At 41.8% G+C, this 18,002-nt stretch carries 18 protein-coding genes; 4 read left to right on the plus strand and 14 right to left on the minus strand.

Annotation, left to right across the window (positions count from 1 at the left end):
* Positions 1-25 precede the first annotated feature (25 nt).
* From HYN43_RS10005 to HYN43_RS10015, 3 genes are all read right to left on the minus strand, one after another.
* A complete protein-coding gene (locus HYN43_RS10005) occupies positions 26-1,129 on the minus strand; it encodes an efflux RND transporter periplasmic adaptor subunit (protein ID WP_119411680.1) in 1,104 nt (367 codons plus the stop codon).
* Positions 1,130-1,162: 33 nt separating this feature from the next.
* The gene (locus HYN43_RS10010; protein ID WP_119411561.1) at positions 1,163-2,512 is read right to left on the minus strand and encodes a TolC family protein; all 1,350 of its coding nucleotides are present in this window, start codon (positions 2,510-2,512) and stop codon (positions 1,163-1,165) included.
* Between the two features lie 84 nt (positions 2,513-2,596).
* Positions 2,597-3,208, minus strand: a complete 612-nt coding sequence (locus tag HYN43_RS10015) for a TetR/AcrR family transcriptional regulator (protein ID WP_119411562.1) — start codon at positions 3,206-3,208, stop codon at positions 2,597-2,599.
* Positions 3,209-3,418: 210 nt separating this feature from the next.
* On the opposite strand from HYN43_RS10015, the gene purB reads away from it, so the two are divergent.
* Both purB and HYN43_RS10025 read left to right on the plus strand, forming a co-directional pair.
* On the plus strand, positions 3,419-4,762 hold the full coding sequence (gene purB / locus HYN43_RS10020; RefSeq protein ID WP_119411563.1) for an adenylosuccinate lyase: 1,344 nt from the start codon (positions 3,419-3,421) through the stop codon (positions 4,760-4,762).
* A gap of 276 nt (positions 4,763-5,038) precedes the next feature.
* Positions 5,039-5,590 carry a NifU family protein gene (locus HYN43_RS10025; RefSeq protein WP_119411564.1) on the plus strand — a complete coding sequence of 184 codons (552 nt, stop codon included), beginning with the start codon at positions 5,039-5,041 and terminating at the stop codon, positions 5,588-5,590.
* Between the two features lie 70 nt (positions 5,591-5,660).
* On the opposite strand, the gene HYN43_RS10030 is transcribed toward HYN43_RS10025, so the two are convergent.
* Complete coding sequence (locus HYN43_RS10030) at positions 5,661-6,317, minus strand: hypothetical protein (RefSeq protein ID WP_119411565.1); 657 nt, start codon at positions 6,315-6,317, stop codon at positions 5,661-5,663.
* A 170-nt stretch (positions 6,318-6,487) separates the two neighbouring features.
* Here HYN43_RS10030 and HYN43_RS10035 point away from each other — a divergent pair, with 170 nt between their 5' ends.
* Complete coding sequence (locus HYN43_RS10035; protein WP_119411566.1) at positions 6,488-6,946, plus strand: hypothetical protein; 459 nt, start codon at positions 6,488-6,490, stop codon at positions 6,944-6,946.
* A gap of 64 nt (positions 6,947-7,010) precedes the next feature.
* Here the strand turns inward: HYN43_RS10035 and HYN43_RS10040 are convergent, their stop codons facing one another.
* From HYN43_RS10040 to HYN43_RS10080, 9 genes are all read right to left on the minus strand, one after another.
* Positions 7,011-7,802: an inositol monophosphatase family protein gene (locus tag HYN43_RS10040; RefSeq protein ID WP_119411567.1), complete on the minus strand. Its 792-nt coding sequence runs from the start codon at positions 7,800-7,802 to the stop codon at positions 7,011-7,013.
* Positions 7,768-8,256: a GtrA family protein gene (locus HYN43_RS10045; RefSeq protein ID WP_119411568.1), complete on the minus strand. Its 489-nt coding sequence runs from the start codon at positions 8,254-8,256 to the stop codon at positions 7,768-7,770. Before HYN43_RS10045 ends, HYN43_RS10040 begins: the two co-directional genes overlap by 35 nt.
* On the minus strand, positions 8,249-9,418 hold the full coding sequence (locus HYN43_RS10050; RefSeq protein ID WP_119411569.1) for a prolipoprotein diacylglyceryl transferase: 1,170 nt from the start codon (positions 9,416-9,418) through the stop codon (positions 8,249-8,251). The genes HYN43_RS10045 and HYN43_RS10050 overlap by 8 nt, the downstream gene beginning before the upstream one ends.
* A gap of 30 nt (positions 9,419-9,448) precedes the next feature.
* Positions 9,449-10,768, minus strand: coding sequence for a tRNA (N(6)-L-threonylcarbamoyladenosine(37)-C(2))-methylthiotransferase MtaB (gene mtaB / locus HYN43_RS10055; protein WP_119411570.1), 1,320 nt, complete (start codon positions 10,766-10,768; stop codon positions 9,449-9,451).
* A 116-nt stretch (positions 10,769-10,884) separates the two neighbouring features.
* On the minus strand, positions 10,885-11,613 hold the full coding sequence (locus HYN43_RS10060) for a (Fe-S)-binding protein (RefSeq protein WP_119411571.1): 729 nt from the start codon (positions 11,611-11,613) through the stop codon (positions 10,885-10,887).
* A 9-nt stretch (positions 11,614-11,622) separates the two neighbouring features.
* On the minus strand, positions 11,623-12,948 hold the full coding sequence (locus HYN43_RS10065; RefSeq protein WP_119411572.1) for an MFS transporter: 1,326 nt from the start codon (positions 12,946-12,948) through the stop codon (positions 11,623-11,625).
* Between the two features lie 156 nt (positions 12,949-13,104).
* Positions 13,105-13,629, minus strand: coding sequence for a DinB family protein (locus HYN43_RS10070; protein WP_119411573.1), 525 nt, complete (start codon positions 13,627-13,629; stop codon positions 13,105-13,107).
* Positions 13,630-13,711: 82 nt separating this feature from the next.
* The gene (locus tag HYN43_RS10075) at positions 13,712-14,053 is read right to left on the minus strand and encodes a hypothetical protein (RefSeq protein WP_119411574.1); all 342 of its coding nucleotides are present in this window, start codon (positions 14,051-14,053) and stop codon (positions 13,712-13,714) included.
* 45 nt (positions 14,054-14,098) lie between these two features.
* Positions 14,099-15,427, minus strand: a complete 1,329-nt coding sequence (locus HYN43_RS10080) for an MFS transporter (RefSeq protein WP_119411575.1) — start codon at positions 15,425-15,427, stop codon at positions 14,099-14,101.
* A 191-nt stretch (positions 15,428-15,618) separates the two neighbouring features.
* Here HYN43_RS10080 and HYN43_RS10085 point away from each other — a divergent pair, with 191 nt between their 5' ends.
* Positions 15,619-16,230, plus strand: coding sequence for a hypothetical protein (locus HYN43_RS10085; RefSeq protein WP_119411576.1), 612 nt, complete (start codon positions 15,619-15,621; stop codon positions 16,228-16,230).
* A gap of 380 nt (positions 16,231-16,610) precedes the next feature.
* On the opposite strand, the gene HYN43_RS10090 is transcribed toward HYN43_RS10085, so the two are convergent.
* Positions 16,611-17,993, minus strand: coding sequence for a WG repeat-containing protein (locus HYN43_RS10090; protein ID WP_119411577.1), 1,383 nt, complete (start codon positions 17,991-17,993; stop codon positions 16,611-16,613).
* Between the last annotated feature and the right edge of the window lie 9 nt (positions 17,994-18,002).

An 18,002-nucleotide genomic window follows, 5' to 3' on the forward strand; every position in this document is an offset into this window, starting at 1 on the left:
AATGAACAGATCATTAGGTTAATAACTAATTGGCCGATTGAACAACTTTGATCTTGTCGCCATCTTCAATCTCGGTAGCGCCTTCAACAACCAGCTTGTCGCCGGCTTTCAGGCCCGACAGGATCTCGGTTTTGCCATTGTACGTAACGCCCGATTTTACGTTTACCTGTTTGGCCACGCCATTTTGGTTAACAAAAACATAATCACCGTTCTCAGATTTCTGGATGGCTTTAACAGGTACCGCAATAGTGTTTGATTTTGAGTAATTAGCAATTTTCAAAATAGCCGTCATATTAGGGCGAAGCGAGCTGCGCTGCGGTAATTTAATCTCTACGCCAAAACTGCGCGATGTTGGGTCGATTGCTTTGGCAGCAAAGGTTACTTTGGTAACCAATGAGTCTTTTGCATCCGGGAATAGGATCTGAACGTCGTTACCGGTATTTACACTTGCGGCGTATGATTCGGGAACATCAGCCTTTACTTTCAATGCGTCGGCGTTTACAATGCGGATCCCGGTTTGGTTTGGTTGAGCGTACTGGCCTACTTTCAAATCCATCTGATCTACAGTACCATTAATAGGCGATACTATACGGAACAAAGCCGATTGCTTTTTTTGCGCCTCCAAAGCTTTCTTGCTGGCCTGCAATGCCGTCTGAGCCTGCAGATATTGAACCTCGGTGCCAATTTTCTGATCCCACAGGTTTTTCTGGCGATCAAATAATTGCTGATTAAGGCTCACCTGTGCTTCATATTGTGCTATATTTTGCTGCATTACACTGTTATCCAGTTGTGCCAATACCTGGCCCTTGCTTACATGCTGGCCCGGCTTTACATAAATAGCTGTAATTGTTGCCGGCGTTTGCGGATAAGTAGTTACGTTATCCTGCGCATCTATTTTACCCTGTATCTGCACATAATTGGTAAAGCTGCCGTCTTTTACTTCAGTAACGCTAACATCGGTTGTTTTTGCCGAATCGGTGGTGCCAATGTCGGCCTGCAGCTTTGTAATTTTTGTATTAAGGTCGGCCTGTTGCTTTTTCAGCTCGTCAAGTTCGGCTTTTTTATCTTTTGGTTTACCCGCGCAGGCAGCCAGTAAAACCAGGAATGGTATGTATATAAATTTTTTCATTTTCATTGTTATATCGTGAGTTTAGTGTTGTTGTTATTTAATTCGTCCGTAAGCTTTATCCAAATCAACTTTGCTTACCATTGCATCGTAAAGGCTTTGTATATAGTTATTATCGGCACTTTCTAAAGCGGTTTGCGCCTGTGTAACCTCAATGCTTGAGCCTACACCCGTTTGGTATTTTATTTTGGCTACGCGTAATACTTCAAGCGCCAGTACCTGGTTACGTTTTTGGTTATTAAGGCTTTGCAAACCGTTAATGTATGATACGGCCGCCACCTTAGCATCAAGATTAATGGTGTTTTTCAGATTAGCCAGATCGTTGCTTGATTTTTGAACTTCAATTTTTGCCTGCCTTACCTGGTTAAGCCTTTGGCCTCCGCTAAAAATGGGCACATTTAGCGTTAAACCAATATAGCTTGAAGGGAAAACCTGGCTGTAAAGTTTACTGAAGTTATTATCCTGGTACGATGCCGAGTAGCTGCCGTTTGCGTTAAGCGATGGCAAGTAGGTTGATTTCTTGTTTTTCAGGTCGAGCTCGTTCAGTTTTTTGGTAGTTTCCTGTAAAGCATACTCAATACGATTGTGGTAAAAACCGGTATCGGTAGTCATTTCGGCTACATTGTTATCTAAATTGATATCATTGAGCTTATCGGTAAGCACAAGGTTGTTATCTATCGGCATTCCCATCTGAAATTTCAACAACTCATAATTTAATGCCAACGATCGTACCACGTTTTCGCGGTTGGTTATTAGGTTATTATATTGAACGCTGATACGGTCAACATCAATTTTTTCAACAAAGCCCTGTTTGTTTTGGGCTACGGTTTGGTCAACCTGTTGTTTTAACTGGGCAATATTGGCATCATAAAGCTTTATTTGCTCATTGCTTACCAATACCTGGTAATAGGCTTTGGTAACAGCCACATTTGCCGTAATTTTTGAGCGGGTGTAGTTGCGCTGCGAAAGTTCGCGATAGGTTTTTGATGCCTGCAAGCCAACCAGGTAGCTGCCATTAAACAAAATCTGGTTTAAACTTACGCCGAGGTTTGATTGATATTTTACCCCAAACTTAACCGGCACAAAAGTTCCGGGAGCGCCAAAAAACTCGCCCGGTAACAACGTGGTCGGGATTTTTAAATAATCCTGAAAAGAAGCCGTACCGTTTATTTGCGGTAAACCTATCCCTGTTGTTTCTTTAACCTTATATTCGGCGCTTTTGATATCGAGGGCAGCATTTACCACCGTGTTTTGATGCTCGTAGGCATAATTAACACAATCCAGCACGCTAAAATTATAGGTTTGCGAAGCCGGCGCCGCCTCCTGCCCGTAACTTTTAAAAGCTATGGTGCAAATTAGCGTTGCCGTGTAAAATAAATATTTCATTATATATATGGTGATTGAGTGATTATTCGGTTAATTGGATAGCTACAAATTTCGGGCTATGGTTGACAGCCCTATGTCAGCATGTTATTCATTATTCTTCTTTTTATATTCATCAAGCAGTTTGTAACCTTCAAGAGTACAAATGCCATAGTTAAAGTGATCTAAAAACTGTACCTGCACCTTCCATGGGCTAAACTCAGATACGGGGAATATCGAAGTGTTAAAACCAAGTTCAACCTGGTTAACCCGCATGCGGGCTATAATTTTCACATCAATATCCTTACGGATGTATCCCTGCGCCATTCCTTTGGTTAAAAGTTGCTCCATTTTCTGAATCAAAAAATCGGCTTTGAAATTCTGAAAATCAGTCCATGCTTCGGGATGATATTTCTGAAGATCATGGATTACCACCGGGTTGATCCGGGAAAAAATCTCTTCCGAACATTTGGTGGTATTGATCATTTCTTCAATCACGTTGTTCGATTTTGCTTCTATCTCGTTAATCTGGTCTTCATCTTCCTGCAGCTTCTTTTTAGTGAGCGCAACAACCAGTTCATTTTTATCCCTGAAAAACTGGTAGATGGTTTTTTTTGACATGCCAAGGTGCCGGGCAATATCATCCATGGTGATACTGCGGATCCCTGATGTTAAAAACAGGTCTTCGGCTCCCTTTATAATTCTTTCTGTTTGACTCATTGACTTTCCGGGTCAAAACTATGGAAACATTTTTTGATTTCAAAGTTTCCATCGGTTTTTACTTTTTCATTACAAATCCTTGTTCATTTTTAAAAATCATCTAATTAAAGCTTATTATTCAGGTTGTTAATTGCGAAGGTTTTAATAGGACAAAGGCGTTTTAAAAATGATTACCTTTGCAAAAAATTATCACCCACGCTTTTAATATATATGACGCTTACTTCACTTTCAGCGATCTCGCCTATTGACGGCCGTTATAGAAACACCACTAACCAGCTTGCCGCATATTTTTCAGAATATGCCCTGATTAAATACCGTGTGTTTGTTGAGATAGAATATTTCATTGCGCTTGCCGAATATCCGCTCCCTCAGTTACAGGCTTTTGATAAAAATTTATCCGAAAAGTTACGCGACATTTACAGGAATTTTTCGGAAGATGACGCTGAAAGTATCAAAGAGATTGAAAAAACGACAAATCACGATGTTAAGGCGGTTGAGTATTTTATTAAAAAAGAGTTTGATAAATTAGGTTTAGAGCCGTTTAAAGAGTTTATCCACTTCGGCCTTACCTCGCAGGATATTAATAACACTGCAATCCCGTATACTTTTAAACTGGCTTTAAATAACAGCTACTACCCTGCTGTTAACGAGCTTGTTGCCATTTTAAAATCATTCGCTGCCGATTGGAAAAATGTGCCATTGCTGGCGCACACACACGGCCAGCCTGCATCACCAACCCGTTTGGGCAAAGAGATTGAGGTTTTTGTGGAGCGCCTGGAAGCACAGGTTGAGCTGTTAAAGCCTATCCCTAACTCGGCTAAGTTTGGCGGCGCAACCGGTAACTTCAATGCGCATAACATTGCCTACCCGGCTATCGACTGGAAGGCATTCGGCAATAATTTTGTGAATAATATTTTAGGGCTTAAACGCTCGCAATACACCACCCAAATTGAGCATTACGACAATTTTGCTGCGCAGTGCGATGCATTGAAACGCATCAACAATATCCTGATAGATCTTGACCGCGATATGTGGACCTACATATCCATGAACTACTTTAAGCAAAAAATTAAAGCAGGCGAAGTAGGCTCATCGGCCATGCCACATAAAGTTAACCCTATCGATTTTGAAAACTCGGAAGGTAACCTCGGTATTGCCAATGCTTTATTCGAGCACCTGGCTGCTAAACTGCCTGTTTCGAGGCTACAGCGCGATTTAACCGATTCGACCGTATTGAGAAATATCGGCGTACCATTCGCTCATACCTTAATCGCCATCAAATCAACCGTTCGCGGTTTGAATAAATTGCTGTTAAATACAGATGCTATCAATGCCGATCTGGAAGCCAACTGGCCGGTTGTTGCCGAGGCCATCCAAACCATTTTAAGGCGCGAAGGTTATCCAAACCCTTATGAAGCTTTAAAAGATCTTACCCGTACCAACCAACAGATTAACGCCACAACCATAGCCGAATTTGTTGACAACCTACAGGTGAGCGATACTGTAAAGGAAGAATTGAAAAAGATAACACCGTTAAATTATACGGGCATTTAGCAGATGTGCAAATTTCAGATGTGCAGATGGATGTATGATGTGCAAATTTCAGATGTGCAGATGTGCAAATGAAATACAAGATGATGTTTTGATTTTAATTAATCTGCACATTTGAAATTCACGCATCTGCACATCTATAATCTGCACATTTGAAATTCGCACATCTGCACATCCATCATCTGCACATCAAAGAAATGTCATAACAAAGTTTAGGGTAGCTTTTAACAAAAAAGCTCATTAAATTTGTTAATTAAGATTGAATAAAAACACGAAACGATGAATATCAACGTATATACCGAATTAACGCCCAACCCGGCAACTATGAAATTCATAGTTAACAAACTGCTTATCAACGGCAGTGTTGACTTCCCTACTAAGGAAAGTGCCGAAAAATCACCTTTTGCAAAAGAATTGTACAAATTTTCGTTTGTGAACGGTGTGTTTTTTGCCAGCAATTTTGTAACCATTACAAAAACCGAAGGCAGCGAATGGGCCGATGTTGAGCCGATAATGAAGGAGTTTGTTAAAGGCGCCATCGAATCTGAATTAAAGATCCAACTGGAAGAAGAAGCTGAAGCCGGTAACTTTGAAGGCACCGAAACCGAAGTTAAAATCCAGCAGATTTTGCACGATTACGTTCGACCGGCAGTTGAGCAGGATGGCGGCGCTATCTCTTACCGCTCGTTTAACGAGGGTGTGGTAACTGTCGAGCTTCGCGGTTCGTGCAGTGGTTGCCCATCATCAACCGTTACGCTTAAGGCGGGTATCGAAAATTTGTTGAAACGTATGGTGCCTGAGGTTACTGAGGTGGTATCAGAAGCGTTGTAATTTAGATTTTTAAGTTCCTATAAACGAGCGCCTCTCATTACAATGAGGGGCGTTTTTGTTTATAGATGATTCAGGCATCGGCATAATCTGCTACCAGTTTGTCAAAATTGATCTCAACTATCTCCAAATTTCCGGGAACACCAAACTTATCCAGGTAATTCCGTTTAGCATTTTTCTCAATAACTATAGGCGCTATACGCTCGCTTAAGGGATAAACCTGCCTGCCAGAAAGCTTAGAAAAGCTTTCCTCGTAAATTTCAAATTCGAGGCAGGGAAATCTCTTCTGCAAATTATAATCATAATCCCACAGGTAAATAAGTTTGTCGGGCTCGTATTCTATTATAAATAAGTCGCCTTCATCATCATACTCTTTGACAACTGCAATTCGCTTTGCATTAATAATAAAAGTATCTACCGTGCCCTTATCAATCCGGATATTCAATTCATTCAACAAATTCCCGTTCTTTTTCTTCCATTTATAAATTTCGTAAGGAGTAAAAACGATAAAGGCAAATGCAAAAACAGCAATTGTTCCAAACGGCAAAACCCAAAAGCTATCCTGTGTTAAAACGGCGAGGTAAGTAAAACATCCACCCAGCAATGCTGCGATTAAAAAATGGTAATATCTAATTTTGCTGAAGCCGTCTGTCTCTCTTTGCGCTTTAAATGTTTTTAAAAGGCGCACTTCCTCCGGGTATAACTCTCTTGTTTTAAACGGGATACTCATGGGGGAGAAATTTTGGTTTATCTCTCTGTAAATAAACATATTTATACTTCAAATCAAAAATCATTATTACACTATAAGTTTTCTATTTTAGCGATCTAAACCTTAAAATCTGTCGCAACGCAGCAATTACGGAGGTTGTAGTTTTATATTTATCCTGATTATTTTAAGCCATGGGAGGTAACGAATTATCGAATTGTAAAAATTGCGGAGCGGTTTTACCCGTAATTACAAATCATACGGTTAAATGCTCGTACTGCTCAACAGTTTATAATCAAAAACAGCCGGAATATGATATTTCGGATACCATAGAAAATGTTTTTTCAACAGCAGTAGAAAATGCAGTTTTTGATACCATAAAAACCGAGTTTGGAGGCACAACGCAAACCGGTTACGGAACTATCAAGGTACAGGTTAAGCAAATTCATTTTGATAATGAAGAAGAAGAGAAAGCTTATCTGCAAAAACAGGGATACATTAATACAGAAAATAACGACACTCAAAAAACTCCCTCCCCAAAACGCCCGGTTAAAGCCTATGATCAAAATAGCCCCGCCGTACGTTTTTTAGGGATAGTGATCGCATTGTTTGCCTTGGCAGTATTTGCATACCTCTTGCGAAAATTGCTGTAGATGTATGGATACACACAAAATACGCAACATCGATTGATGATACAGCGTAACTATAAAATAGTGCCTAACGGAAATACTTTTGTATCACCTCCAGCATCTCTGCCGTTATTTTTCCGTTAGTAGCTAACAACTCCCTCGCTTCCAGCACTTCGCTCCCACCTTTAAAATTCACAACCTCGCCCCCGGCCTGTTTAACAATAACAATACCGGCGGCTACATCCCAGGCATTTAAATTATACTCATAAAAAGCATCGAAACGGCCGCAGGCAGTATAAGCCAGATCAACCGCCGCCGAGCCTAAGCGTCTTAAGCCATGGCTGCTGCGCATCAGTTCGGTAAACAGTTCGATATAAGCCGCCTGTTTGGTAAAGTCATAATATGGAAAACCGGTAGCCAGCAGGCTTGTACCAACAGTTGAGTTTTTACTTACGCTGATCTCCTTGCCATTTAAGTATGCCGGAGTATCATTGGAAGCATAAAAACATTCATCCAGATTGATCTCATAAACCACACCCGAGATCAGCTCATCATATTCCTTCAAAGCGATGCTTACCGAAAAAGCCGGTACGCCATGGATAAAATTGGTAGTACCATCCAATGGGTCGATGATCCAGTTGTAGCGTTCGCAGGTTTTGGTGGTTGTTTTTTCTTCGGTGATGAAACCCGCTTCGGGCAGAATTTTGGTTAACCCGGCTACTATCATTTGCTCGGCCGTTTTATCAACGTACGATACCATATCGTTAAGGCCTTTGTATTCAATTTTATCCGGATCAAACGCTTTGCGTTCCTGGCGGATAAAATCGCCGGCTTGTTTTGCTACTTCAGTTACCTGGTTGGTTATGTTGGCCGTTTGCATGGTTACGTTTTAATGATAGGCTGAATGAAAAAACTTTATGTATAAAAAAACTGGCGAAGAAAAGGCTCAGTGCAGCAGACACCCTTGCTACAGTAGGATTAAAGTTACAGGCCTGGATCAGCACCTTAACTACGGTAAGGTTAGCAAAGAAACCAACCGTAGCTACGGTTGCAAATCTAAAAAACTGTTTTTGCGGTGCCGATTTTGATTCGTTAAAAACCATATACCGGGTTATTAAAAAATTAACAACCACACCCATAAAAAATGAAAGCGCAAGTGATACGGTATAATTGCGGAACGTAAAACCTAAAATGCGGTAGGTATGCTGAACCAGCAGGTTATGATAAAACAGGTAAAAGGCCGAAACATCAACCAAAAAGCCAGCGCCTGCCGAAAGCACAAATCTGAAAACCTGGTTTTGAAGTAATTTGTTTGTTGACGTGCTTTTAGCCATTGATTGCCCCCGGCGTTTTCTTTTGTTTGTTTAGTCCGTTTATGATGAGCGCGATGCCACCCAGCACCATAATTACCGAAATCAGTTCGGCCTGGGTAAATGAAACGCCGGCAACCACATATTTTGTATTAACCCTGATGAGCTCGATAAAAAAACGCTCAACACCGGCTAATATCATATAAATACCAAACAAAACGCCCGGAGCTTTAAAATTGTGCCTTATTTTCCATAATACAAAGAACAGTAATAAACAAATTACACTCTCGTAAAACGAGGTTGGATACACCGGCAAAGGCAGTTCATGGCAAAATTTGCCCGCGCAATTTACCATCTGTACACCCTCATCATTAACATTGTGCGGAAATTTAAAACTCCACATCCAATCGGGTGCCCAGCTTAACCAGCCTGGTTTTGGTGCGGTGTTTACAATACCCCAGTCGCCGTCGCCGCTCATCTGGCAGCCAATGCGGCCTAAGGCATAACCCAGCATCATGCCGGGTCCACCAACATCAAGCATATTTAAAGGTTTAACGCCGTTTTTATTGGCGATATACAAAACGGCAGCGCCGCCGCATATTAAACCGCCGTAAAAAGTAAGGCCGCTAAAGCCAACCAGCATGCCAACGGGGTCTTTCATAAAATCGCCCCAGTTTTCGAGCGCGTTAAAAAGCTTGGCACCGGCAAAGCCAAACACTGCAGCCCATAGTAATATGCTGCCTAATAGCTCGTGCGGATGTACATCAACCTCTTTAGTTACCGGTTTATCAAGTTTTTGTTTGTTGGCTTCGTGCCATGCCCAGTAGGCAAAAGCCGCGGCACCAAGCAAACCGCCAATCCAGTTACCTCTTAGTGATAGTAAAAAATCCTGGGGGTTATCTATCAGCGCGTGGTAATTAAGGGCACAGTCAACAATTTTATAGCCTAATACAAAGCCAAAAATACCGTTGCCAACAAGTTCATTTACCGAAGCCGGTAGCCCTATGGTTACTGTTTTTTTAAACGAATGGATAACACCCAACGCTTCCTTGCGCTTAAACTCCTGCCCAAAAGCCCAATATGCCCCCACAAAGGCAATAGCCACAAAAAAACCGAATGTTTGGATAGGCAGCGGGAGGTTAAAACCGAAAAGATATTGTAACAGCGAGGTTAACGTTGGAAACATTATGTTAAAATTTTAGGGCGAATATAAAGTTTAATGCACTAATATTTCTTCGCCTTCTGTTATTTCAACATCACCATCAGGTGAAATATTGGTTAAGCGCACAGTTTTTAACTCGTTAACCAGCACAGGATCATATTTGGTACGCACCTTTACGTAGTTGCGGGTAAAGCCGTGCATAAAGCCATCCTTAATATCGCCCTCAAACAAAACTTCCTCATTTTTATTGAGTTGGCTTTCGTAAAAGGCACGGCGTTTTTTATCCGACAGGATGTGCAGCATTTTGCTCCGCTCTCCGCGTGAAGAACCGGGAACTGCGCCTGTCATCTGGGCGGCTAAAGTATTTTCCCTTTCCGAGTAGGTAAATACATGCAGGTATGAAATCTCCAGATCGTTCAGGAAATTATAGGTATCGATAAAATCCTCGCGGGTTTCGCCGGGGAAGCCTACGATAACGTCAACGCCGATGCAGCAGTCGGGCATCAACTCCCTTATTTTGGCTACACGGTTTGTGTATAAATCGCGTTTATAGCGGCGGCGCATCAGGCCTAATATTTTATCAGATCCTGATTGCAGCGGGATATGAAAATGCGGTACAAAACGCTTTGATGTGGCAACAAAAGCGATGATCTCGTCGGTTAATAAATTGGGTTCGATAGACGAGATCCTGAAACGGTCGATACCTTCCACCTCGTCCAATGCTTTAACCAGGTCGAAAAACTTATCCTCCCGTTTGCCATTGCGGATGCCGAAATCGCCAAGGTTTACACCGGTAAGCACAATTTCTTTAACACCCGATGCAGCAATCTGCCTGGCCTGATCCAGTACGTTTTCGATAGTATCGCTGCGGCTTGCACCGCGGGCCAGCGGTATGGTACAGAAAGTACAGGAATAATCGCAACCGTCCTGAACTTTTAAAAATGTACGGGTACGGTCGCCGAAAGAATATGCGGGAACAAATTCGTTAGCTTCGGATACAGGCTGATTAAATACCAGTGCTTTTGGCTTTTTAGTTAAATCGCTGATATGATCAATGATCTGGAATTTTTCGGCAGCACCGAGCACCATATCAACGCCGGGGATTTCGGCAATTTCCTGCGGTTTCAACTGCGCGTAGCAGCCTACAATGGTAACGTAAGCGTCAGGCGAAATTTTAAGCGCTTCCTTAACTATCTTTTTACACTTTTTATCGGCATTATCAGTAACCGAGCAGGTATTGATTACAAAAACATCCGGCGTATCGGTAAAGCCAACCGTATCATAGCCGGCCTGGTTAAACAGGCGACCGATAGACGAGGTCTCCGAGTAATTCAGCTTGCAGCCTAAAGTGTAAAAAGCAACTTTCTTATTCATTTCAAACCGCAAAGATACAGTTTTTTAAAGAAATGACCTAAGTTGCTATTTTCACACAACGGTAAAAAACGGTGAACAAATAAAACTGCGGATACTAATGTATGGGAGAATAAAAATTACACATTCCCCCACCCCAAAGCCAAAACATCGGCCAGGTGCATCGTTTGTATAGGAAGGCTGTTTTTATCAATATACCCCTGCAAATGCATCAAACAGGAAGCATCGGTTGATATAATATATTCGGCGCCGGCAGCAAGTGCGTTATCCACTTTTTGTTGCGCCATAGCTGTTGAAATACCATCAAACTTAACCGCGAAAGTACCGCCGAAACCGCAGCAGGTTTCGCCATCCTTTAAATCGAGCAGCTCGAGGCCAAGCACTTTTTCGAGTAGTTTTCGGGGTTCTTCCTTTATCTTGCATTCGCGCAGGGCGGCGCAACTGTCGTGGTAAACGGCCTTACCATCAAGCTCTGCTCCGAAGTAATCAAACTCAAGGATGTTCACCAAAAAATCCGAAAGTTCATAAATATTGCCCTGGATAGCCCGGCAGGTATTGTGCACTGCTGTGTTGGTGAACAGATCGTTATAATAGTTTTTCACCATGCCCGTACAGGAAGCCGATGGCGAAACGATCACACTATCCTCCGAAAAATCATTTAGAAATTTGCTGCCTATGGCTTTGGCATCATCCCAGAAACCGGCGTTAAAAGCGGGTTGGCCACAGCAGGTCTGGCCCGGGTTATAGCTCACCTTGCAGCCAGCCTTTTCAAGCACCTTAACGGTATTAAAAGCCGTAGCCGGAAATAGCTGATCAATAAAACAGGGAATAAACAACTCAATATTCATCTGCACAAATTACTTAAGGGCGCTAAAATCCGAATTATTATTAAGTTTTTTCTCTGCCCTTAATAAAGAAAATAATAAAACAAGCCCAACTATAAAAAATATGCCCAGCACCAGCACCGAATTGCGCGGGCTGCCGGTAAGTTCTTCAAAAAAACCGAAACTAAATACCCCGCCCACAATGGCCAGTTTTTCGGTTACATCATAAAAACTAAAAAACGAGGCCGTATCCGGAATGTTTTCGGGCAGGTATTTGGAGTAGGTGGAACGCGACATGGATTGAATGCCTCCCATAACCAAACCAACCACTACCGCTATGATATAAAACTGCATCTGGGTGTAGGTAAAGTAAGCAGCGACGCAAACGGCAATCCATAATATAACTACGCCAATTAAAACGCGCACGTTGCCGTACCTGCCCGATAAGCGCGACATAAGGTTTGCACCCAAAATGGCTACCAACTGAATGATTAAAATAATGCTGATGAGTTTCGGCGTATCCATTTTTAGTTCTTTGGCTGCAAAACCGGTGGCCACCAGCATAATGGTTTGTACGCCCATCGAATAAAAAAAGAATGAGGGCAGGAACCTTTTCAATAAAGGCATGTCTTTAACCTTTTTCCAAACATGGCCTAATTCGATAAAGCCGCCTTTAATAAGGTTGTGATTGTGACTTTGCGCATTAGGACTGCCTTTGGGTAAAACCGTGAATGGAATAACCGCAAAACCAATCCACCAAAGGCCTACCAGTAAAAATGATAGCCGTGGCGCAAAAGTTTTGTCAACAATACCAAACCACTCGCCTTTTAACACAAATAAAAAGCAAATAAGCTGTAGTAAAACGCTGCCTATGTAACCATAAGTAAAACCTTTGGCGCTTACATTATCCTGCATATCAACGGTAGCAATTTCGGGCAGGTATGAGTTGTAAAACACAAAGCCGCCGCTGTAACCAATAGCTGCCAATGCAAAGCAGATCACCCCCATTTCCAGGTGATCTTTATCAAAGTTAAAAAGCGCGCAACATGCTGCTGAACCAAGCAGCGTAAAAAACATCATAAATATTTTTTTATTCCCTTTATAATCGGCAATTGAAGATAATATAGGCAACAGCAATACCATTACAAGATAAGCGGCAGAAAGCGCATAATCAGACAGCGCAGTATTCACAAAGCTATGGCCAAAAAAGTTCACCTTATCGCCATTGGCTTTATTGGTGGTGATAGTCACATAATAAGCCGGAAATATGGTTGATGTGATAACGAGGTTATAAGCCGAATTGGCCCAATCAAAAAAAGCCCAGGCCCGGATGGTTTTCTTATTGTTTTTGTTTTCCATTTGCACACTAAATGTATGCAAATTTTAATACTTGCAAAAAATGCCCGGCATTTTTGCCGGGCATTGAGTTTTTGTGTAACGATAATATAGTTCGAGTAGCCGGCTGATTGCCCATCCCACCGGTTAAGCAATTACATCAGGCAAATCGGCTAACCCTTAACTCCTGTCATAAAACGCAGGCGGCTCAATCCCTAACGAACGCAGGTAAACATAACCTTGCCCACGGTGGTGAATTTCGTTATCAATAATATACTGTAAAATAGAGTTAGCCACGCCCTCATATTGACCAAATGCCAGCACATTTTCCTGGAAGCGCTGCAAACTGATCTGCGGCCAGTAGGTAATAATCTCGTTCGTGGCATCGTCCCAAAGCTGCAACAGTTCGGCCTTGGTGGCGGCTGTTATTTTACCGGTATGATGATCGAGGCCGGCAATCGGTGCCCAGTTATCGGTAACCAGGCCTCTTACGCCCGGGCCGCTCATGCTGATGATCTCTTTTACCATATCGGCAAAGGGACGCATACCGCCTACCGAGTAGGTGAATAATTTATCCTCCGGAAATGCTTCAATAAGCCTGCGGGTGATACGGCGGTGTCCAAGCCAGCTTTGCAAAAGTTGATCGGGACTGTATACATAGGCGGCTGGCGCCTGGGTTTGCTGTTGATTTGTGTTGTTTTCCATTGCAGTAATTTTTTGTTTGTGATTACAATACAAAGAAAGCATGGGCCGGTGACAGCCCTATGTCAGCAGGAAAAAAGAAAAATTAACTATTTGTATTTTTAATAAACTCAACTACCTGCTGTTGCTCATAAACAGATAAAACGCCTTCAGAATATTGCCATTCCGAATTATTGTTAAACTGAATCTGCCCCAGGTAATCGGGGTTCTTTTTATCATCAAGTAAGGGAACACTTTCGCCAATCTCGGGTGCTATCGGCTGGAGTTCAAAAAGAGTTACCTCCCCTTCACTTCCTCCTTTATAAAGCTTATAAAGACCGGTACTGTTCAATTCATGTCCTGCCGACTGGTGCAATACCGGCTCGATGATGATATTTTGTTGTACTCCGTTATCGTTTGTTACGCTGTGGTTTACCGTATGGATCATAACTTATACTTTTATATATTTAGTACAAGCCTGCATGCAAATTGTTTAGGCCGATTTAGCAGCAGCCTGTTTTACAATCCGGTTTTCGGCTACCAGCAATACAATCATCATGATCAATCCGAGTATGAAGAAACCATCAAGTGCCAGGGTGGAGTTACGCATTTCGCTGGTAAGCGATTCAACAAGGCCGAAACAAAACAAGCCCACCACAATCGACAGCTTTTCGGTAACATCATAAAAGCTGAAAAATGAAGCCGTATCCTGGATATTTTCGGGCAGATATTTGGAATAAGTTGATCGCGAAAGTGATTGCACTCCTCCCATCGCTATACCTATAATAACTGCCGCAATGTAAAACTGAACCGAATAGGTAATTAAATAAGCACAAAAACATACTACCGACCATACAGCTACCAACCACACCAATGTGCGCACATTGCCATATTTTTCTGATGATTTAGAGGCCAAAATCGCCCCTGGCACGGCCACCACCTGTATAATTAAAACTATCGAAATCAAGGCCTCTTCGGACATGTGAAGCTCTTTAGCGGCAAAATTACCGGCAACCAGCATAATGGTTTGCACACCCACCGAGTAAAAAAAGAATGATGCGAGAAAACGCTTTAACAAAGGCATGGTTTTCACTTTAGCGTACACCTTTGCCAGTTCTTTAAACCCACCGGTTAAAACGTTATACCGCTGCGAACCAACATTGGGTTGGCCTTTGGGCAACAGCCTGAACGGGATAATAGAAAAACCTATCCACCATACAAATACCATGATAAATGAGATGCGCGCCGGCAACCATTCGTCTGTAATACCGAATAATTGCGGGGCCAGTACCACCACAAAACACAAAACCTGCACTATAATACTGCCTACATAGCCGTAAATAAATCCTTTAGCGCTCACGGCATCCTGCTGATCGGGCGTGGCTATTTGCGGCAGGTATGAATTGTAAAAAACAAATCCACCGCAATAACCTATCGAAGCCAGGCCGAAACAGATCATCGGGATCTCCAACCCTACTCCCGGTTTAAAAAAGAACAGCCCGAAACAAGCCAGGCTACCCAGCCAGGTAAACAATTGCAGGTATGATTTTTTGTTGCCCTTATAATCGGCAATGGAGGTAAGAATTGGCAGTATGGCTGCAACGATAAGGTACGATAACCCCAGAACGTAATTGGATAAAACCGTATTTACAAAAGTATGCCCAAAAAAGGTTACGGTATCCTTACCATGTGCATTGAATTTGGTAACCTCTACAAAATAAGCAGGAAATATGGTTGAAGTAATAACGAGGTTGTACGATTGATTGGCCCAATCAAACATGCTCCAGGCCCAGATGGTTTTCTTGTTGTTTTTTGCTTCCATTGCGGGTTTAAAAATATGGAATTTTAGGCGAGGTGGTGGTGGGAAAATAATAAATCCGGTAAGATAAAATCACCAGAAAAAATGCTGTTTTTTTATAAATATATTGGTTTTGGTTAGCTGTTATATGGCTGAAAATTTGTATTTTAAAGGGTTGAAAGGCCATTTTACTACTTATTAACCCATTACAACAGATGTTAGAAAACGATAAGATTTTTTTATTGAGCTTTATTTTACGAACAGGTATGTACGTTTACCCAACCGACGAATTTACTATCCAGAGTTTTTTAAATGGCTATGAGATGGGCAAAGGTAAGGGCAATGATTTTGATTTCATGTTGCAATTGGAAGGATATTTAAAAGAAAAACACAAACTACCGATAAGTAATACGCGCTGGCATGGACAAATTGTTAGCTATGCAAAAAAGAAGTCGATTTCATGGTATACAGCTTTCAGGAAAATTTCGCTCGAAATATTAGCAACGGATAAAAATGGTGGATTTAACGAGGAAATGAAATCGATATTGAAAGTGTTTATTGGTAATTTAATAAACCAAATCGGTACCACTCCTCCTTCTTTTTATGACAGACAGTGGCATAATGAGAGATGGGTGGAGAATTATTTGACATTTGTTCCGATAAAAAACGCCTGGTTCAAAGCGCTGTGGAATAAGAAAGAGTTCCAGGTGCTAAAATCTATCCATCAATTAATTTTAAAGGAGATTACCTCTGAGCCAGACATTGTCTACTCACCAACCGAAACATTATTGGAGTTAAAGAATAGATATAAGTCTCTTCAACACTGAGATCAGCGGAAAATCATGGATTCGAACCATGGCATCCTTTTATAGATGTACAATTTAGCAAAAGGTGATTTTAGCACCAGGCTAATCTTCCAAACTTACGTTTTAACAGGACTTGAACCATGTTCACTAACCGCTCATTATCAATATTTACTAATTATTATAAAAGCACTCTCTTAAAATTAACTTTTATATTAAAACTGTTTGATATCAAATAACTTATACAAAGTGTTACACTTGTATAGATCCAAAAAACAAATAATTGAATACATAGATATGTTCTTTGCCATGATGTTGACGAGCATGCTTTTACATTTAAGAGAACCGTAAATGAGAATATACGTTCAGGCGAAAAAAAGAAGGTGGCTTTTATTCGGTAGCCACTACCATTTACCACCGTCTGCTTTCACAATCACAAATTGTCCGTCTTCATTAATGTAACCCTCGCGATATATCAGTCCGCCACCGTTACTTTTGCCGATGCAAACCTTGGCATATGCCAGTTTGGCCGCAGGATCAAAGTAGATGTAATTAACGTTTAACAAATCGAATACGGGCGCAACCACCTTGCCGGTGCTCAGGTTAATGAAGCCGGTGAGCGGTTGCTGAGTATAACGGCTATTGACGCCCCTTATACCGAAAAGCAATTTTGGATTAGGCTCGTTTTCAACGAAACTTTGTTCTTTAAGCAACCAGGAATCTGCCGGCAAACCGAAAGACCTGAAGAAATCGGCATAACTGGTTAGTTTGAACGTAGAGTCCAGTATATATTTCCCGCTGAAAGCTTTTCCAAACGGGTTGAAATGGTCAAAAATTCCGTATTTGATGATATCGGCCTGTGTTTGTTTCCAAACGATTTCGCCTTTTTTGTTAATAAAAGCATATTCAAAGGCCGATTTATCTTTCGGAACAACTTTGGCATATCCACCGGAAAATGCTCCCGGCTTAACCGAATACATCAGCGGGATAGCCATTTTGCCTTCCTTGTTTAGGTATCCGTATTTAATCTCGCCGAACTGGTCTTTTTTGCCAACTACAGCCAATCCCTCTGAGAATGCATATAACTCGTCGAAGTTGGTTTGCACGAGCGGTCTGCCGTCTAACCATTTATAGCTATTATAAACGCCGCTTTGAACCTGGCGGTGTATAATGCCAATACCTTCATTAACATCGTAAAGTTGATCACCGGGACTATACTTTTTACCATCAGGTGTGGTGTATGTCCATTTCCCGCTGTTATTGATCTGGAGCTGTCTTTTGTTCTCGGTAAGCTCGTTAAGCACCCCGACAGCTATGATCTTGGCCGAACTGTTCATAAATTCCCATTGCTGATGATCCATGGTACGGAGATGAAACATGCCGTTACTAAAGTATGCATAGGTTGACGCTACATTGATAGTGTAATAAGAAAAATCATAGGTATTGAACGGCACAACGATAGCGCCCTTCGGGTTGATAACGGCTGTAGAAGATCCTTTTTGTACAACAGCCACGCCGTTGTTAAAATCGTACATGCGGTCAACATCAAGTGAAACGGCTCCTGGCGCAATTTCACCCGCGTTTCCCTTTTTAATGGCCGGGCTTTCGTCTGTCCCGCTTGAAGCAGGTTGAGCGGGATTGCCCTTTTTTTTCTTGAGGATCGATCCTATATCTTTGATTGCCTTTCCGATTGCATTGTTACCGGAGTTGTTTTGGCTGTAGCCTGGGTTGCTGTCGCAAATGGTTGTCGCTAAGAATGATAATACGAAAATTACTTGATATTTCATGACATGCTG

This window comes from Mucilaginibacter celer (assembly GCF_003576455.2).
Lineage (GTDB): Bacteria > Bacteroidota > Bacteroidia > Sphingobacteriales > Sphingobacteriaceae > Mucilaginibacter > Mucilaginibacter celer.

Excerpts from the sequence above, each read along its gene's own strand:
- HYN43_RS10005 (WP_119411680.1), bottom strand. The coding sequence starts at position 1,129 with ATGAAAAAATTTATATACATACCATTCCTGGTTTTACTGGCTGCCTGC.
- HYN43_RS10010 (WP_119411561.1), bottom strand. The coding sequence starts at position 2,512 with ATGAAATATTTATTTTACACGGCAACGCTAATTTGCACCATAGCTTTT.
- HYN43_RS10015 (WP_119411562.1), bottom strand. The coding sequence starts at position 3,208 with ATGAGTCAAACAGAAAGAATTATAAAGGGAGCCGAAGACCTGTTTTTA.
- purB (WP_119411563.1), top strand. The coding sequence starts at position 3,419 with ATGACGCTTACTTCACTTTCAGCGATCTCGCCTATTGACGGCCGTTAT.
- HYN43_RS10025 (WP_119411564.1), top strand. The coding sequence starts at position 5,039 with ATGAATATCAACGTATATACCGAATTAACGCCCAACCCGGCAACTATG.
- HYN43_RS10030 (WP_119411565.1), bottom strand. The coding sequence starts at position 6,317 with ATGAGTATCCCGTTTAAAACAAGAGAGTTATACCCGGAGGAAGTGCGC.
- HYN43_RS10035 (WP_119411566.1), top strand. The coding sequence starts at position 6,488 with ATGGGAGGTAACGAATTATCGAATTGTAAAAATTGCGGAGCGGTTTTA.
- HYN43_RS10040 (WP_119411567.1), bottom strand. The coding sequence starts at position 7,802 with ATGCAAACGGCCAACATAACCAACCAGGTAACTGAAGTAGCAAAACAA.
- HYN43_RS10045 (WP_119411568.1), bottom strand. The coding sequence starts at position 8,256 with ATGGCTAAAAGCACGTCAACAAACAAATTACTTCAAAACCAGGTTTTC.
- HYN43_RS10050 (WP_119411569.1), bottom strand. The coding sequence starts at position 9,418 with ATGTTTCCAACGTTAACCTCGCTGTTACAATATCTTTTCGGTTTTAAC.
- mtaB (WP_119411570.1), bottom strand. The coding sequence starts at position 10,768 with ATGAATAAGAAAGTTGCTTTTTACACTTTAGGCTGCAAGCTGAATTAC.
- HYN43_RS10060 (WP_119411571.1), bottom strand. The coding sequence starts at position 11,613 with ATGAATATTGAGTTGTTTATTCCCTGTTTTATTGATCAGCTATTTCCG.
- HYN43_RS10065 (WP_119411572.1), bottom strand. The coding sequence starts at position 12,948 with ATGGAAAACAAAAACAATAAGAAAACCATCCGGGCCTGGGCTTTTTTT.
- HYN43_RS10070 (WP_119411573.1), bottom strand. The coding sequence starts at position 13,629 with ATGGAAAACAACACAAATCAACAGCAAACCCAGGCGCCAGCCGCCTAT.
- HYN43_RS10075 (WP_119411574.1), bottom strand. The coding sequence starts at position 14,053 with ATGATCCATACGGTAAACCACAGCGTAACAAACGATAACGGAGTACAA.
- HYN43_RS10080 (WP_119411575.1), bottom strand. The coding sequence starts at position 15,427 with ATGGAAGCAAAAAACAACAAGAAAACCATCTGGGCCTGGAGCATGTTT.
- HYN43_RS10085 (WP_119411576.1), top strand. The coding sequence starts at position 15,619 with ATGTTAGAAAACGATAAGATTTTTTTATTGAGCTTTATTTTACGAACA.
- HYN43_RS10090 (WP_119411577.1), bottom strand. The coding sequence starts at position 17,993 with ATGAAATATCAAGTAATTTTCGTATTATCATTCTTAGCGACAACCATT.